Genomic DNA, 13,525 nt, shown 5'->3' on the forward strand with positions numbered 1-13,525 from the left:
GTTATTCACCAGTAAGCGCCTCGCTGCCTGGGGCGATATCGATGTACTCCCCGAGGTCGCGCTCGCGCGCTTTTTCATAGAGCATGTACGCAGACGCGACGGTCTCGATTGCGGTTCCACCGCTGTCGAAGATCGTTATTTCCTCGTCACTCGTCCGTCCAGCGACGTCACCGGCGAGTACTTGCCCGAGATCACCGTGGATGTGATCCTCTGTGAGTCCACGCTCGTCCATCGCTTGCATGAATGCGCCAGCATCGCTCGTCGCACGATCGTAGAGATCTGGAACGTACGTCGAGCGCTCAATAACAGTCGCGTCGAGCTCTCGGGCGTTCGGATCGTACTGCCCCATTGCAGTGACATGAGTCCCTGGTTCGAGTCGTTCACCGTCGAAGACTGGTTCTGTATCGTTTGTAGCAGTGATGAGCACGTCTACTCCCTCGAGGACGGCATCGCTCGATGCGACTGCGCCAACAGAGGCGTCGTACTGCTCGTTCATCTCCCCCACAAAGCGTTCGCGGCTCTCTTTCGTCGGCGAATAGACGTTGACAGTTCCGAAATCGCGCACGGTCATCGCCGCGTGTACTTGGCCACGGGCCTGCGCACCGCTTCCAATGACACCGAGCGTCCGCGCGTCCTCACGAGCAAGAGCATCGATGGCAACTGCACCGACGGCACCGGTTTTGTATGGATTGAGGCTCGCACCATCAAGAAGTGCGAGTGGACGACCGCTCTCGGCGTCGAACAGCGGAAGGAAAAAGTGTACGTCGCGATCGTCGAACCCCGCTGCGTATGTGTAGCCACCCATTGCGCCCGTCTCGGGAAGAATAGCAAGATAGCCCGTAAGCATCCCCGCTGGATCGTCGTGAACGAGTTTCGTCCGCGGGGCTGCCGGACCCTGCTGACGATAACCCTCACGAACAGCCGTCACGTACTCCGCAGGTGTCGCCAGACCCGCGAGTTCTTCGCTGGTCAGAAACAACGTCTTCGTCATATATGCCACAAGAAGCGGTGATGGCTTAGTGTTGATGCCCGATACGATCGATCGTTAATCGGCGTTAACGGACGCAATGTCAGTATGGGAAGACGACTGTTCTGTCGGTGTCGGATCAGTTGGCGCGCGGACGAACAGTGCATGTCCCATGAACAGAACAGCAATCGTTGCAGCCACTGTTATGGCGAGCGTCAGCTCAACGCCGGCAACGGTCAATGCACCGGAAACACCGGCGAGTGAAAGCGGAATAAGGCCAAGGACGATATCGTAGTACCCAGTCATCGTCTACCATAACGTAGTGCTTCCATCATTTATAAATCTTTCCACGTCACCAACCTGTATCATCCAATGTAGCCATGACATACCCCCACACAAATACCTGCAAATCCATCTCATAAGTTATGAGCTGGTTTTGTAGTTCAACCGGCCGCAGTCGGGCGTTTTTCAGAGTATATATGCATTTTGCATCGAGTTCGCTTTTGCAATAACAATCATTAACAATTGTGAGTGGTTAGGGGCCAACCAATTGATGGAGACTACGTAAGGTCGTACACACCAACAACTCCATTCGAACCATTCACAGGCGATTCGAGAACCTCCTCGCGTTGGTCACTGTTCCGGTTCAATTGCCGAACAGATACTCGAAACACCGACTCCACACATTCGCAGCCAGATCAGCAACCAACGAAGAAAATCTTTGGAAATAGCCTCTATGAACACCGAGTTCCCGCATGCGGATGAGTGTTGTTGTTTACGTAAGTTTGAAGCGCGCTTGCAATGATAGATTGGTGTGAATCGGAACGATCGAGCAATCACGGGGTTAGTCATGCTCGCTCATTCGCTTGTCCACACCTACGAGTTCGTCTTCCCCGTATTCATCCCGCTTTGGCTGTCACAGTTCGGAACGACAGAGGCAATCGTCGGTGCCATTGTCGGCATCGGGCTCTCGTTGTTCGGACTGGGAGCACCGCTGGCGGGTGTACTCACCGACCGTCGCGGATCGAAACCACTCATCCTCGCCTGTCTATTCGGGATGGGTGGCTCGTTCGTTTTGCTCGGTCTTTCATCGACGATTGCCGGACTCATTGGCATCAGTCAGCTATCAATGTCTGGAATAGCGATACCAACCGAACTTGGTGTCGTCACGATTGCACTGATTGTCTGGGGCGTTTCTGCAAGCCTCTATCATCCTGCGGGACTGTCTCTCATCACCAGAGGCGTCGAAGCGCGCGGAAGTGCCTTCGCGTACCACGGCACGGCGGGCAATATTGGCACTGCTCTTGGTCCGCTTCTTGCCACCATCCTCCTGTTCTTTCTGAGCAATAACTGGCGCATCGTCGCCCTCATTCTCGCAGTTCCCGCACTCGTTGGTGTGGCGTACGCTGTTCGTATCAACGTAAACGAGACCGCTGCCGTCTCGACCGCGACCGATGGAGGGTCCGAGACAGAGAGCGGCATCTCATCACTGTCCGAGTTCTTCTCGCTCTCGAAGACGCTGCTTGCCAGTGCGTTCCTCGTTGTGTTTAGTATCGTGATGTTTTCTGGGCTGTACTACCGTGGCGTTCTCACATTTTTGCCGTCGCTCCTCGGAGATATCGGGATCATTGCACCAATTGAATTCTACGGACGAACGATCGAGCCGGCGAACTACCTCTATACGGGGCTTCTCGCAACGGGTGTCGGTGGCCAGTACGTTGGCGGGAAACTCACCGACAGAATTCCCGTTGAGCTGGGTCTCACAGTGGGATACGCGGCGTTCGGTGTCGTTGCACTCGCGTTTCTCCCCATCACGGCCCTCGGGCTAATTCCATTTGTGCTCCTCTTAGCGCTGCTCGGGTTCGTCCTCTTTTTCGTCCAGCCGTTTTACCAAGCAACAGTCGCAGACTACACTCCTGCCTCAGTGCGTGGACTGTCCTACGGGTACACGTATCTCGGTGTATTCGGCATCGGTGCGCTCGGAACGCCGCTCGCAGGTGCAGCACTCACGTATCTTTCACTCCCATATTTGTTTGGACTCCTCGCCGTAATCGGAGGAGCGGCTGCTGGACTCAGCCTGTATTTGCTCACCGCAGAACGAAACCGTTGATCTGATGTCCTAGATACCGATTACCAGATGCTGACCACAATCCGCCACGGAACGAGTAGTACGAGACCGACACCAATCGAAACGAGCACGAATGTGACGGCGAAATCGCCGTGGAACACTGACGTGGCGCGAAGAGCTTGTCCGATTACTGCTGCGAGGATCCACGTACCACCAGCCACCAGTGCTGCCTGTTTCGGAGACTCGCGCGCAGCGTGACTGTACGCACCGAGCACGAGAGCAGCGAGAATCCACCCAATGTAGAAGGGGACTGCTGTACCGACGATTCGCTCTGGATGCGATCCCAAATAACTGACCGAGTAGTGACTGAGTTCGCCCGCGAGAACGAACAGCCCTATGAGCGCAGCATCACCGATCGCTACCCCAAAGCTCCGTGAGGAGAAATCGACCCGCCCTACTCCCGTTGTGGTGCTCATGGCTGTCAGTACCACCGGACTCCACTCATACGTTCTGGTCCGTTCTGCTTCATCCGTCATATACAATAGATCACAGAACTCCCTCTCGATCGTTCCGGAGCAGAGACCACATAGTTCTCGCTCACTAATCATCGTGTATGGAGTACGCCGTGCTCGGGTGGCCGCCGGACGGACCGACACTCCGTCTCGATTATCGCCGATTCGGCTACGCTGGGAAGTTCGTCATGACGAACACCGGAAAGGCGATCGCACGCGATAGCGACGGCGAGCAAGAGCCGCTCGCAGCGGTCGCGTTCAACGAAGATCGGACCGACCCGAACACGCTTTGGCTCCGGTATATCACTACTCGACGAGATCGCAGAGGAGAGGGCATCGGCGCGCGGCTCGCGGCGTTTATCACCAACCAAGCCCACGAACGCGGCTACGACCGAGTTGTGATCGCTGTCAACAATCCGTTTGCCTATCACGCGTTGTTCAAAGCCGGATTCGGATTCACCGGAGAACGAACCGGTATCGCCGAACTGGTACTCGAACACCCGAGCAACACGAAACGCTATCACGCGGGACTCGACATATTCTGCGAGCGCGATCTCACCGAGGACGAACGAGCGTTTCTCGACACGAAATCCAAAGAAGGGCCGCCGAGCGTTGTCCCACCAGAGGGTTAAAGCGTTACTCGGCATAGATTCGAGCAATGGGAAACGCATCGCTCAGGGATATTGCGGCTATCGACGAGGTCTCGTTCGACTCACTCGATGGAGTCGTCGCTGTTGACGCGCACAATTGGCTCTATCGGTATCTCACGACAACGGTCAGATTCACCAACAGTGACGTTTATACGACAGAAGACGGAGCAGAGGTCGCAAATCTGATCGGAGTTGTTCGCGGACTGCCGAAGTTTTTCGAGAACGATCTCACCCCTGTCTTCATCTTCGATGGGGGCGTCACGGATCTCAAAAGCGACGAGGTACAGGCGCGTCGGGAACAGCGCCAGCAGTACGAAGAGCAGCTCGAAACGGCCCGCAAAGAGGGCGACGCGACTGAGGTTGCACTGCTCGAATCGCGCACACAACGCCTGACGAACGTCATCCAAGAGACGACCCGCGAGCTTCTCTCGTTGCTCGATGTACCGGTCGTCGAAGCTCCCGCAGAAGGTGAAGCACAAGCCGCCCACATGGGTCGCACAGGGGCCGTCGATTACGTCGGAAGCGAGGACTACGACACCCTCCTTTTGGGAGCCCCCCTCACGATCCGTAAGCTCACGAACTCTGGCGACCCAGAGCGCATGGACTTCGAGGCGACGTTGGCGGAACACGACATCACGTGGGAACAGCTCGTCGATATCGGTATCCTCTGTGGAACAGACTTCAACGAAGGGATTTCCGGTATCGGACCGAAAACGGCAGTGAAAAAAATCAACACACACGGTGATCTGTGGAGTGTGCTCGACGCCGAAGGTGAGTACATCGAACACGCTGATCTCATCCGAGAGCTGTTCTTGAACCCCGACGTGACCGACGATTATGCGTTCGAGACGGACACCTCACCAGATATCGGAGCCGCAAAAGCCTACGTTTCCGATTGGGGAATCCCAGAGAGCAACGTCGAACGTGGATTCGAGCGCATCGAAGAATCAGTCGCCCAGACCGGACTGGACGAGTGGATGTAATTCGTTCAGTGGATACGTCCACCCGAGCGACGACCGCAGTCGATCACAAACATTCTGCGACGAAGTGTCTGGCGAGCCACGATTCAGCGCGTTGGAGCCGGTATTGGAGCGTCGATTGAGGTATTCCGACAGCAATAGCGAGATCACTCAACGAAGTCTCGCGTGGTGTTTGATAATACCCATGCTCGACAGCCAATTCGAGGGCCTCACGCTGTTCGTACGGGAGTTTCGCTACGGTGATCGCCTCGTCAGTCCAATGAGTCGGCTCGCTCAGATGTGAAAGGCTCACGCTGAGACCGTCACAGAGTTCAGCCTGCATGGCGTCGTACAGCCGACCAACGTTCGCGTCGTTGCGCATCAGAATGCGCCACTCGTAGCGCTCCTCTCGGCGTTCGGTTTCGTAAAACAGCCCGTCACCAAGATACTCGCGTGCGAGCGACGGCAACGTCCGGCACTTGTCGATCCCAGATCGATAGGTGTAGATTGTGCTACTCGTGGCATCACCAGAGAGTAGTTCGTACTCGCGGTGAGAATGACAGGCAGGTCGATCAGGACACTCGTTGCACCGTTCGCTATCGAGCAAGAGGTATTCGAGCCGTTCAATTGCCGATTTTGGGCCAGTGATTCGATCAAGCCGCCACATCGCGTCACCGGCCATCGAACACGCAACCGATTTTGATAGCGCCGATGGATGTTCGATAAACACGTCTGCGACTGCGTCGACCCCAGGTTCGTATTCGATCGTAATAACGAACTCCCGCATAGCAGGATATCGGTTCACACCGAAGTAATACCATCGATCAGGGCAGACTCGGTGTCGAACAAAATACCGAATAAAACCGCTCTATGAGCAGTACACTGGCTTTTACGATGATGATTAATCATCATATAAATCGGAGTTCGGTTATAACCAAACATAGCTATATGATAGTCGGGCGTCTATTTGTGGATGAATACGAGTGTGGCAGCGAAAGGACAAATACCAATCTGGAGAGCCAGCAACCAGTGAATAACGTAACATCGTACAATCCGACAGAGACATCGACAACCGAGCGTTCGACCCACGACGGTGAGCAGAAACACGCTGAGCGGGAAATGGTCTGTCCCGAGTGTGGAGGAGTACTCATCGAGGATCACGAACACGGAGAGCGTGTCTGTACCGAGTGTGGGTTAGTTGTCGAGAGCGATGAGATGGACCGTGGTCCGGAGTGGCGTGCGTTCGATGCCAGCGAGCGAGACGAGAAGGCTCGCGTCGGTGCTCCGACAACCAACATGATGCACGATAAAGGGTTGTCGACCACCATTGACTGGCAGAACAAGGATGCCTACGGTTCAGCACTCTCATCTCGACAGCGCCAGAAGATGCAACGTCTTCGGACGTGGAACGAGCGCGTTCAGGCGGGTAATGCAAGAGAGCGTAATCTCAAGCAGGCATTGGGTGAGATCGATCGGATGGCCTCAGCACTCAGTCTTCCCGAAACGGTCCGCGAAACTGCAAGCGTCATCTATCGGCGTGCGCTTTCGGAAGGACACGTGCAGGGGCGATCGATCGAGGGAATTGCGACGGCCGCACTGTACGCAGCTGGGCGACAAGCCGGAACGCCACGAACGATCGATGAGGTGGCTCACGTCAGTCGAATTGAAGAGCTTCGGTTCGAACGCGCTTACCGGTATCTGGTTCGGGAATTGGGTCTCGAAATCGCCCCTGCGAACCCGGTGAGCTACATTCCTCGGTTTGCGAGCGATCTTAGCGTGAGTGATGAAACCGAGCGTCGAGCACGAGAACTCCTCGATGCAGCAAAGGATGAGGGTGTTCACAGCGGGAAGAACCCAGTTGGGTTGGCTGCCGCCGCCCTGTACGCGGCTGGGCTACTAACGAGTGAAGATATCACGCAACGTCGCATTGCGAAAACCGCTGATGTCAGCGCCGTTACTATCCGAAAACGATACCGTGAGCTCCTTCGAGCGGGCTATGACGGCGCACCAGACACCGATCTCTGAGAAGCAGCGCTTATTCGACATTTCCTGAATATCTTCGGTGCTGAACAACTTTTAGTTCCAGCTGTATTGCTCTCGGTGGATGTTCTACCCTACGTCTGATCTTCAAGGAATGGTTACTGAGTGATACGTAACTGACAGCAATTCGGAGTGAGCCATCATCGTATTAGAATCAGCTCCATTTGGAACGTGCAAATCGGTACGTATTTGGTTATTGTTCACAAATAGCTATCGATATACCAGAAACAATACTGGTAAACAGTACACATCTATGCCAATCTTTGGACTCCCAACAGTGACGTTCGTGATGGCTGTGGCAACAATCTTAGCAGGCAGTCTTGGAGCGATTCACTACGTCGTGGTACACAAATTCATGGAAAAACCGTTCCCCGATCAAGAGGTGAGCGAGTAGATGGTTAACCCGGTCTATCTCGGCGCATTCATCGTCTACCTCGTGCTTGTGCTTGCGATCGGGGTCTGGGGGTATACAAAAACAAAGACGAAGGACGATTTCTGGGTATACGGACGGAATCTCGGGAAGTGGCTCGCAACGTGGTCGCTGGTTGCGAACTTCTTTAGCGCTGTCGCAGCCATCGGCGTCATCGGGGAAACGTCGAAAACCGGCTACGCGATCCTCGTCGGTGTCAATTTCGGATTGGCGCTCGGGATTAGTGGACTCTATTTCGTTTCGCATAAGATCCGCGCACTCGATGAGGTCACCCTTTCGGACATTGTCGCCAACGTCACTGGTCGAGAGTATGCCCGTCCTGTCACTGGTGTCATCCTATTCAGCAATGCATGGGTCTACCTCATCATCCAACTCGTCGGTGCGAGCGTCCTCGTTACCGCAATTACTGGCGTTCCCTACCGGTATATGGTCTGGGTTATTGGGATCGTGTTCATACTCTACACCGTCCTCGGTGGTCTGGTCAGCGTCGCGTGGACTGATTTAGCGCAGGGAACCGTGATGGTTGCGCTCATGACGCTCACTGCTGCCTACCTGGTGGTCGATCTCGGCGGGTTCACGGCAATGAACACGCAGTTTGCCGCGATTGATGCGGCCAATGTAGAACCATTGGGCGGTGGAGAGTACACCCTGATCACGATTGTGAGTTCCATCGTCGGATTCTTCGGAACGATCTTCACGGGACAGAACGTGATCATCAGGATCAACGCAACGAAGGACATCGAGACGACTAAATTTCATTTGGCGGCCGGGGGTGTCATCATCGGAAGTTTCCTCGTCGTGACGACGATATTGGGCGCTGCGACGGGCGTTGCACTCGACAACGCTGGTCATACGGTTGCCAACCCAGATAAAGCGTTCCCGGTGCTCATTACCCAGTATATGCCGACGACGATCGGTACCATCATCATTCTAGGAATCATGAGCGCCATCCTTTCGACGACAGACACTCGCCTCCATGCGCTTGGAGTGACGCTCACACGGGATATCTACGATTACTTCAGACCAAATACGTCAGACGAACATCAGCTCAAGATTTCCCGAGCGACCACGATCGTTTTCGGACTGCTTGCGACAGCGATTGGTGCGAACCCGCCTGGAACGATCTTCGACCTCTACAGTTTCCGGGCGGTACTGTTGACTACTGGTTTGCTATTACCAGTGTACGTTGCACTCTATTGGCGGGGCTTCGACGGCCGAGTAATCATCGCATCGATGGTGCTGGGAGGTGTCTTCGGCGTTGGTACCGCGTTGGTCGGTGGGACGGTGATGGGTGTCCCCGCGACACTGCTCGGCGTGGGAGTTGCCGCACTGGTACTGTTGAGTGGGCGCGTCGTGCTGTATCGCGTCCCGACTGCCGACCAGTCGAACGATCCGCAAACGTAACATCCTCCTCGCCATCACGGAAGCCTCTCACACGACAGCGTGCGGTTCATTAATGTGCAGAGAACAGATCAGGAATTTCGACACTCATACCGATATATCCGGATCGATGAGTACCGTTAGAGTCAAACCCACGCTGGGTTTATCACTCACGACATGAGCACAGATCAGGGTCGGGGTCAGCGGTCAATTCGCTGTCTTGTCGCCAAGGTCGGATTGGACGGTCACGACCGGGGTGCACACGTTATCGCTCGTGCGTTCCGCGATGCGGGGTTCGAAGTCATCTACTCCGGACTCCACAAAGCACCAGACGAGATCGTTCAGGCCGCTGTCCAAGAAGATGTCGACGTGCTCGGAATCTCTATTCTCTCGGGCGCACACAACACGCTCGTGCCGAAGATTGTAGAGGGATTAGAAGAGTACGGCGCGCTCGATGACACGCTCATCATCGTCGGTGGAATTGTTCCTGAAGACGACCGTCCAGAGCTCAAAGAGCTCGGTGTTGCCGAAATCTTCGGTCCCGGTGCGTCGATGGAAGAGACGACCCAGTTCGTCCGCGAGAACGCCCCCGAGCGCGAGCGATGAGCCTCGTTGAGGACCTTCTCGCGGGAGATCACCGGGCGCTTGCCCGCACCATTACGAGGATCGAAAATCGGATGTCCGGCTATCGGGACATCGTGGGCGAACTCCACGAACACACCGGCAACGCGAACGTCATCGGGATCACCGGGAGTCCAGGCGCGGGAAAATCGACGCTCGTCGACAAGCTCACGAAACACTACCGAGATGCAGGCCACACTGTTGGCGTTCTCGCCATCGACCCGTCCTCTCCGTTCACCGGCGGGTCTGTCCTCGGCGATCGCATTCGTATGGTCTCTACGACGGGAGACATGGACGTGTTCTTCCGATCGATGAGCGCTCGCGGCAGTCTTGGCGGGCTTTCGACGGCAACGGCAGACGCAGTGAAAGCGCTCGATGCGTTCGGAAAGGACACGATCCTCATCGAGACCGTCGGAGCCGGACAGAACGAGATAGACATCGTGAAGACCGCCGACACGGTCGCCGTCCTCGTTCCACCGGGGTCGGGTGATGACATACAGATGCTCAAAGCGGGCATCTTCGAGATTGGAGATGTGTTCGTCGTCAACAAAGCCGATCTCCCCGGTGCAGATCGTACGGTGAAAGAGCTGCGGGAGATGATTCGAACACGCGAGGATTACACAGCCAACGGAGATACCTCACCGATCACCACCGCGATCGAACACACGACAGAGGGGACACACTGGGAGCCACAGCTCGTCGAGACGGTTGCGAACTCTGGAGAGGGCGTGGACGAACTCGTTTCGGTGCTACAGGATCACGCAGAGTATCTCACAGACTCCGGTGCACGAACAGAGCGTGACCGCCTGCGCTACGCAGAGGAGATTCGCACACACGTACGCGAAGATGTCAGGTACCTTCTGGCACGGGAGATCGAAAATCGGGGCGGTCTCGATGAACTTGCCAGCGCGGTCGAGCAACGCGAAACAGACCCATACACGATCGCTGACACGCTGCTCGATCCGATTGAATCCTGCCTCGAAGAGCAGAGCACGGAACTCGATCAGTAAAATTCTGCTCTCTGGTTTTTCGTCTCGTCTCGAATATCATGTTGAGTGATCGATCAGTCGCTGAATAGATCAGATCCTGGTCGCCAAAATGGAGATCTGCAGGGATTTCAGCCACTGTTAAGCACGCGACGGTCGTACTGTCGTCTATGCGATTTCGCACGCTTCTTGCAGGAACAGTCGGTGGGATTGGTCTCACTGCCGCCGCGAATAAGATGCTCTCCGATAAGGCAACGCGCCTTCATCCACCGTTGGGACAGGCAACCGAAAGCTATCGCTGGCGCGGATTCGACGTTTCGTACAGTGAGGCCGGTGATCCAGACGATCCGGATCTCCTCTTACTTCACGGCATCAATGCTGCCGGATCAAGCGCCGAGTTTGCTGCCGTGTTCGACGAGCTCGCGTCGGACCACCACGTCATCGCGCCAGATCTGCCCGGATTCGGTCTGTCAGACCGTCCTCCGCTGCTGTACTCCCCATCGCTGTACGCAACATTCATTGCCGATTTTGCGCGGGATGTGACCGACGAGCCGAGCGTGGTCGCGTCGTCTCTTTCGGGCGCGTACACGGTAATGGCCGCTGAAAAGACTCAGTTCTCGGAGTTCGTCTTCATCTGCCCGACCACTTCGACGATGCCAGGCAACCGAACGTGGCTGCGGTCGCTTCTGCGATCTCCGCTCGTCGGTGAGGCACTGTTCAATCTCATCTCGTCTGAATCCTCGCTGCGCTACTTCGAGGCCGATCACGGGCTGTACGATCCCTCGAACGCCGATGATGAGTATATCGAATACCGTTGGCAGTTGACCCATCAACCAGGTGCGCGATACGCTCCTGCGTCGTTCATCAGTGGCGCGCTCGATCCCGATCTCGACCTCGAAGCAGCGCTCTCGACGCTCGATGAACCGGTGACGCTCGTGTGGGGACGTGAAACCGAAACCACGCCACTCTCTACAGGTCGTGCGCTCGCAGAGAACACAGACGCACGACTCGCAATCATCGACGAGGCACTGTTGCTTCCACACGTTGAACACCCACAGCAGTTCACCGACATCGTACGGGAAGACGAGATTCCCGATGCGAATACAGAGTGAGCTAGCTGTTCTGCTCGAATAAGCAACGAGAAGCCGCTTTTACTGTCGACCTTCGACGTGAGCCGCACGCGAGATGGTATGAAGATGTAACTGCACACTCAGTCGTTGGAGTTGGTAACGGGAACGGTCGAATTGGAGAGTCCGATACCACCCGATAGGTCCACTTGCGGATACGGGATGTCGATTCCCTGCTCGTCGAATGCGTTCTTGACGTTGGTGACGTACTCGCCACGGATCGCAACGTAGTCTGCACGGCTCGGGTCAGCGATCCAGACCCGTGCTGTGAGTTCAATGTAGGAATCGGCGAGTTCTGTGAGATGAACTGTCGGTACCGGGTTGTTGAGGATACCCTTCTGCTGTTTGGCTTCCTCGACGATGATGTCCGTCGCCGCTTGGATATCGTCGTCGTAGCCGATACCGAACTCGATCTGAATCCGGAGCTTATTCTTTGCGACGGGGTTTTTGATGACGCCGTCTGTGAGTTGGGAGTTCGGCACGGTGAGCAACTCGTTGTCGAACGTCCGGACGCGCGTCACGCGGAGGCTGATATCCTCAACGATCCCTTCGCCCTCATCCCACTCGATCCAATCACCGATGCGAAACGGCTTGTCGGTGTAGATGAACACGCCCGCGACGAAGTTCGCGATAGCGTCCTGCATCGCCAATCCGATTGCGAGTGTTCCCGCTGCTACGATGGTCGAGAGCGAGCTGAGAAGATTCGTTAAATCGGCGGCACTCAACCCGATTGCGACAGCGACGAACAGGAGGATGCCGGTGGCAATCCGTTTGATCGGCCGTTTCGCGTGATCATCGAGACTGCTGCGCGCGAGTGCGCTGTCGAGAACGGGCCAGACGATTACGCGCCCAACGGCGTAAACGACCACGAAGGTAACGACAAAGAGGATCGCCTGTGTGACTGAACCAGCGTAACCTCCTAAAAATTCGAGGAACCAGAACGGTTCGGGGGGGGCCATCAATGATACACCGCCGTATGCCCCCGTGTATCGATGATTTCCGCGTTGACGCGCGATGCAAGTTCAGTCGCCAGTTCCTCAGTTGTCGTTCCACCGCGAGACGATCGCAGGAACTTCACTTTCACGAGCGTTCGGTCTTTGAGCTGACTGCGCAGTTCGCTCACAACTGGGTCGAGACCGCTCTTTCCAACTCGAATCGTCGCATCAACATCGTGTGCCTGTTTCCGCAGCTCGTCGCTCATAGCTCCCTATTCAACTGCGAAAAGGGTCAAATTGACGGTTCCATCCCGAAGGACCCTTTCGAACACCAATCATCCGAAACACAGACGCTGACGGGCTGGAATGCGAACAGAACGAGGACGCTGGGGCCGGTGAGGCGAGCAACAGCGGGCAGAGCGATTCACTGACGGGAATGATACGGATATCTCGATTGTGCCCCACAGTCGCAGGTGATGACCACGTGACCGTCTTGCAGTCGAACTCGGGCGTTTCGCCCCGGACGGAGGTAGACGTCGCACGCATCGCAGGTAAATCGCTTGAACGTTCGTGGGAGTCCACATCGATTACGCTCTGCGACCCGTCGCGCTCGCTGGACGTACGCCCGCGCGCGGTCGTCATGCCCTTCACGCACTGCTCTTTTAGCGAGTGCACACAACCGTTCGATTCGTTCCTCAGCGATGGTCATCCAGTACGGACCGGATTCCGCTCCCGGGACGCAAAAAGCAACCGCTCTCTTCGTACGTCGGGAGACGTTTCGATTCGTGAGAGAGTGAGACCGTACCATTAGCCGGATCTCACAGATTCACGAAGATAGAGGTGTAAAGAC

General features: G+C 55.9%; 16 protein-coding genes. 9 read left to right on the forward strand and 7 right to left on the reverse strand.

Annotation, left to right across the window (positions count from 1 at the left end; translation table 11 throughout):
- Window position 1 precedes the first annotated feature (1 nt).
- Together MW898_RS12655 and MW898_RS12660 are read right to left on the reverse strand one after the other, a co-directional pair.
- Window positions 2-991: an ornithine cyclodeaminase family protein gene (locus MW898_RS12655; protein ID WP_248907846.1), complete on the reverse strand. Its 990-nt coding sequence runs from the start codon at window positions 989-991 to the stop codon at window positions 2-4.
- A gap of 54 nt (window positions 992-1,045) precedes the next feature.
- Window positions 1,046-1,273, reverse strand: a complete 228-nt coding sequence (locus MW898_RS12660) for a DUF8015 family protein (RefSeq protein WP_248907848.1) — start codon at window positions 1,271-1,273, stop codon at window positions 1,046-1,048.
- A gap of 508 nt (window positions 1,274-1,781) precedes the next feature.
- Between MW898_RS12660 and MW898_RS12665 the strand changes: the two genes are divergently transcribed.
- Complete coding sequence (locus MW898_RS12665) at window positions 1,782-3,077, forward strand: MFS transporter (RefSeq protein ID WP_248907850.1); 1,296 nt, start codon at window positions 1,782-1,784, stop codon at window positions 3,075-3,077.
- Window positions 3,078-3,097: 20 nt separating this feature from the next.
- Here the strand turns inward: MW898_RS12665 and MW898_RS12670 are convergent, their stop codons facing one another.
- On the reverse strand, window positions 3,098-3,511 hold the full coding sequence (locus MW898_RS12670; protein WP_248907851.1) for a DUF3054 domain-containing protein: 414 nt from the start codon (window positions 3,509-3,511) through the stop codon (window positions 3,098-3,100).
- A 137-nt stretch (window positions 3,512-3,648) separates the two neighbouring features.
- Between MW898_RS12670 and MW898_RS12675 the strand changes: the two genes are divergently transcribed.
- Both MW898_RS12675 and fen read left to right on the forward strand, forming a co-directional pair.
- The gene (locus tag MW898_RS12675) at window positions 3,649-4,179 is read left to right on the forward strand and encodes a GNAT family N-acetyltransferase (RefSeq protein WP_248907853.1); all 531 of its coding nucleotides are present in this window, start codon (window positions 3,649-3,651) and stop codon (window positions 4,177-4,179) included.
- A 26-nt stretch (window positions 4,180-4,205) separates the two neighbouring features.
- On the forward strand, window positions 4,206-5,180 hold the full coding sequence (gene fen, locus MW898_RS12680; protein ID WP_248907855.1) for a flap endonuclease-1: 975 nt from the start codon (window positions 4,206-4,208) through the stop codon (window positions 5,178-5,180).
- A 43-nt stretch (window positions 5,181-5,223) separates the two neighbouring features.
- Here the strand turns inward: fen and MW898_RS12685 are convergent, their stop codons facing one another.
- Window positions 5,224-5,943 (reverse strand): helix-turn-helix domain-containing protein, encoded by a 720-nt coding sequence (locus tag MW898_RS12685; protein WP_248907857.1) that lies wholly within the window; start codon window positions 5,941-5,943, stop codon window positions 5,224-5,226.
- 242 nt (window positions 5,944-6,185) lie between these two features.
- Here MW898_RS12685 and MW898_RS12690 point away from each other — a divergent pair, with 242 nt between their 5' ends.
- From MW898_RS12690 to MW898_RS12715, 6 genes are all read left to right on the forward strand, one after another.
- Complete coding sequence (locus tag MW898_RS12690; protein WP_248907866.1) at window positions 6,186-7,181, forward strand: transcription initiation factor IIB; 996 nt, start codon at window positions 6,186-6,188, stop codon at window positions 7,179-7,181.
- 268 nt (window positions 7,182-7,449) lie between these two features.
- On the forward strand, window positions 7,450-7,590 hold the full coding sequence (locus MW898_RS12695) for a hypothetical protein (RefSeq protein ID WP_248907868.1): 141 nt from the start codon (window positions 7,450-7,452) through the stop codon (window positions 7,588-7,590).
- Window positions 7,591-9,030 (forward strand): sodium:solute symporter family protein, encoded by a 1,440-nt coding sequence (locus MW898_RS12700; RefSeq protein WP_248907870.1) that lies wholly within the window; start codon window positions 7,591-7,593, stop codon window positions 9,028-9,030. It abuts the gene before it with no gap.
- 153 nt (window positions 9,031-9,183) lie between these two features.
- Complete coding sequence (locus MW898_RS12705; RefSeq protein ID WP_248907872.1) at window positions 9,184-9,612, forward strand: cobalamin B12-binding domain-containing protein; 429 nt, start codon at window positions 9,184-9,186, stop codon at window positions 9,610-9,612.
- Window positions 9,609-10,637, forward strand: coding sequence for a methylmalonyl Co-A mutase-associated GTPase MeaB (gene meaB, locus MW898_RS12710; protein WP_248907880.1), 1,029 nt, complete (start codon window positions 9,609-9,611; stop codon window positions 10,635-10,637). Before MW898_RS12705 ends, meaB begins: the two co-directional genes overlap by 4 nt.
- 146 nt (window positions 10,638-10,783) lie before the next feature.
- Window positions 10,784-11,725 carry an alpha/beta fold hydrolase gene (locus MW898_RS12715; protein ID WP_248907882.1) on the forward strand — a complete coding sequence of 314 codons (942 nt, stop codon included), beginning with the start codon at window positions 10,784-10,786 and terminating at the stop codon, window positions 11,723-11,725.
- A gap of 98 nt (window positions 11,726-11,823) precedes the next feature.
- Here MW898_RS12715 and MW898_RS12720 read toward each other — a convergent pair whose 3' ends face one another.
- From MW898_RS12720 to MW898_RS12730, 3 genes are all read right to left on the reverse strand, one after another.
- Window positions 11,824-12,699 (reverse strand): mechanosensitive ion channel family protein, encoded by an 876-nt coding sequence (locus MW898_RS12720; RefSeq protein WP_248907884.1) that lies wholly within the window; start codon window positions 12,697-12,699, stop codon window positions 11,824-11,826.
- Window positions 12,699-12,941: a YhbY family RNA-binding protein gene (locus tag MW898_RS12725; RefSeq protein WP_248907885.1), complete on the reverse strand. Its 243-nt coding sequence runs from the start codon at window positions 12,939-12,941 to the stop codon at window positions 12,699-12,701. The genes MW898_RS12720 and MW898_RS12725 overlap by 1 nt, the downstream gene beginning before the upstream one ends.
- A gap of 158 nt (window positions 12,942-13,099) precedes the next feature.
- Window positions 13,100-13,384, reverse strand: a complete 285-nt coding sequence (locus MW898_RS12730) for a ribonuclease P protein component 4 (protein ID WP_248909767.1) — start codon at window positions 13,382-13,384, stop codon at window positions 13,100-13,102.
- Window positions 13,385-13,525: the final 141 nt, after the last annotated feature.

The sequence above is a fragment of the Halocatena marina genome, assembly GCF_023276375.1.
GTDB classification, from domain to species: domain Archaea; phylum Halobacteriota; class Halobacteria; order Halobacteriales; family Haloarculaceae; genus Halocatena; species Halocatena marina.

Bases quoted from the DNA above. Each gene is read 5' to 3' on its own strand.
- MW898_RS12655 (WP_248907846.1), bottom strand. From the start codon at position 991: ATGACGAAGACGTTGTTTCTGACCAGCGAAGAACTCGCGGGTCTGGCG.
- MW898_RS12660 (WP_248907848.1), bottom strand. From the start codon at position 1,273: ATGACTGGGTACTACGATATCGTCCTTGGCCTTATTCCGCTTTCACTC.
- MW898_RS12670 (WP_248907851.1), bottom strand. From the start codon at position 3,511: ATGAGCACCACAACGGGAGTAGGGCGGGTCGATTTCTCCTCACGGAGC.
- MW898_RS12675 (WP_248907853.1), top strand. From the start codon at position 3,649: ATGGAGTACGCCGTGCTCGGGTGGCCGCCGGACGGACCGACACTCCGT.
- fen (WP_248907855.1), top strand. From the start codon at position 4,206: ATGGGAAACGCATCGCTCAGGGATATTGCGGCTATCGACGAGGTCTCG.
- MW898_RS12685 (WP_248907857.1), bottom strand. From the start codon at position 5,943: ATGCGGGAGTTCGTTATTACGATCGAATACGAACCTGGGGTCGACGCA.
- MW898_RS12695 (WP_248907868.1), top strand. From the start codon at position 7,450: ATGCCAATCTTTGGACTCCCAACAGTGACGTTCGTGATGGCTGTGGCA.
- MW898_RS12700 (WP_248907870.1), top strand. From the start codon at position 7,591: ATGGTTAACCCGGTCTATCTCGGCGCATTCATCGTCTACCTCGTGCTT.
- MW898_RS12705 (WP_248907872.1), top strand. From the start codon at position 9,184: ATGAGCACAGATCAGGGTCGGGGTCAGCGGTCAATTCGCTGTCTTGTC.
- meaB (WP_248907880.1), top strand. From the start codon at position 9,609: ATGAGCCTCGTTGAGGACCTTCTCGCGGGAGATCACCGGGCGCTTGCC.
- MW898_RS12715 (WP_248907882.1), top strand. From the start codon at position 10,784: ATGCGATTTCGCACGCTTCTTGCAGGAACAGTCGGTGGGATTGGTCTC.
- MW898_RS12720 (WP_248907884.1), bottom strand. From the start codon at position 12,699: ATGGCCCCCCCCGAACCGTTCTGGTTCCTCGAATTTTTAGGAGGTTAC.
- MW898_RS12725 (WP_248907885.1), bottom strand. From the start codon at position 12,941: ATGAGCGACGAGCTGCGGAAACAGGCACACGATGTTGATGCGACGATT.
- MW898_RS12730 (WP_248909767.1), bottom strand. From the start codon at position 13,384: ATGACCATCGCTGAGGAACGAATCGAACGGTTGTGTGCACTCGCTAAA.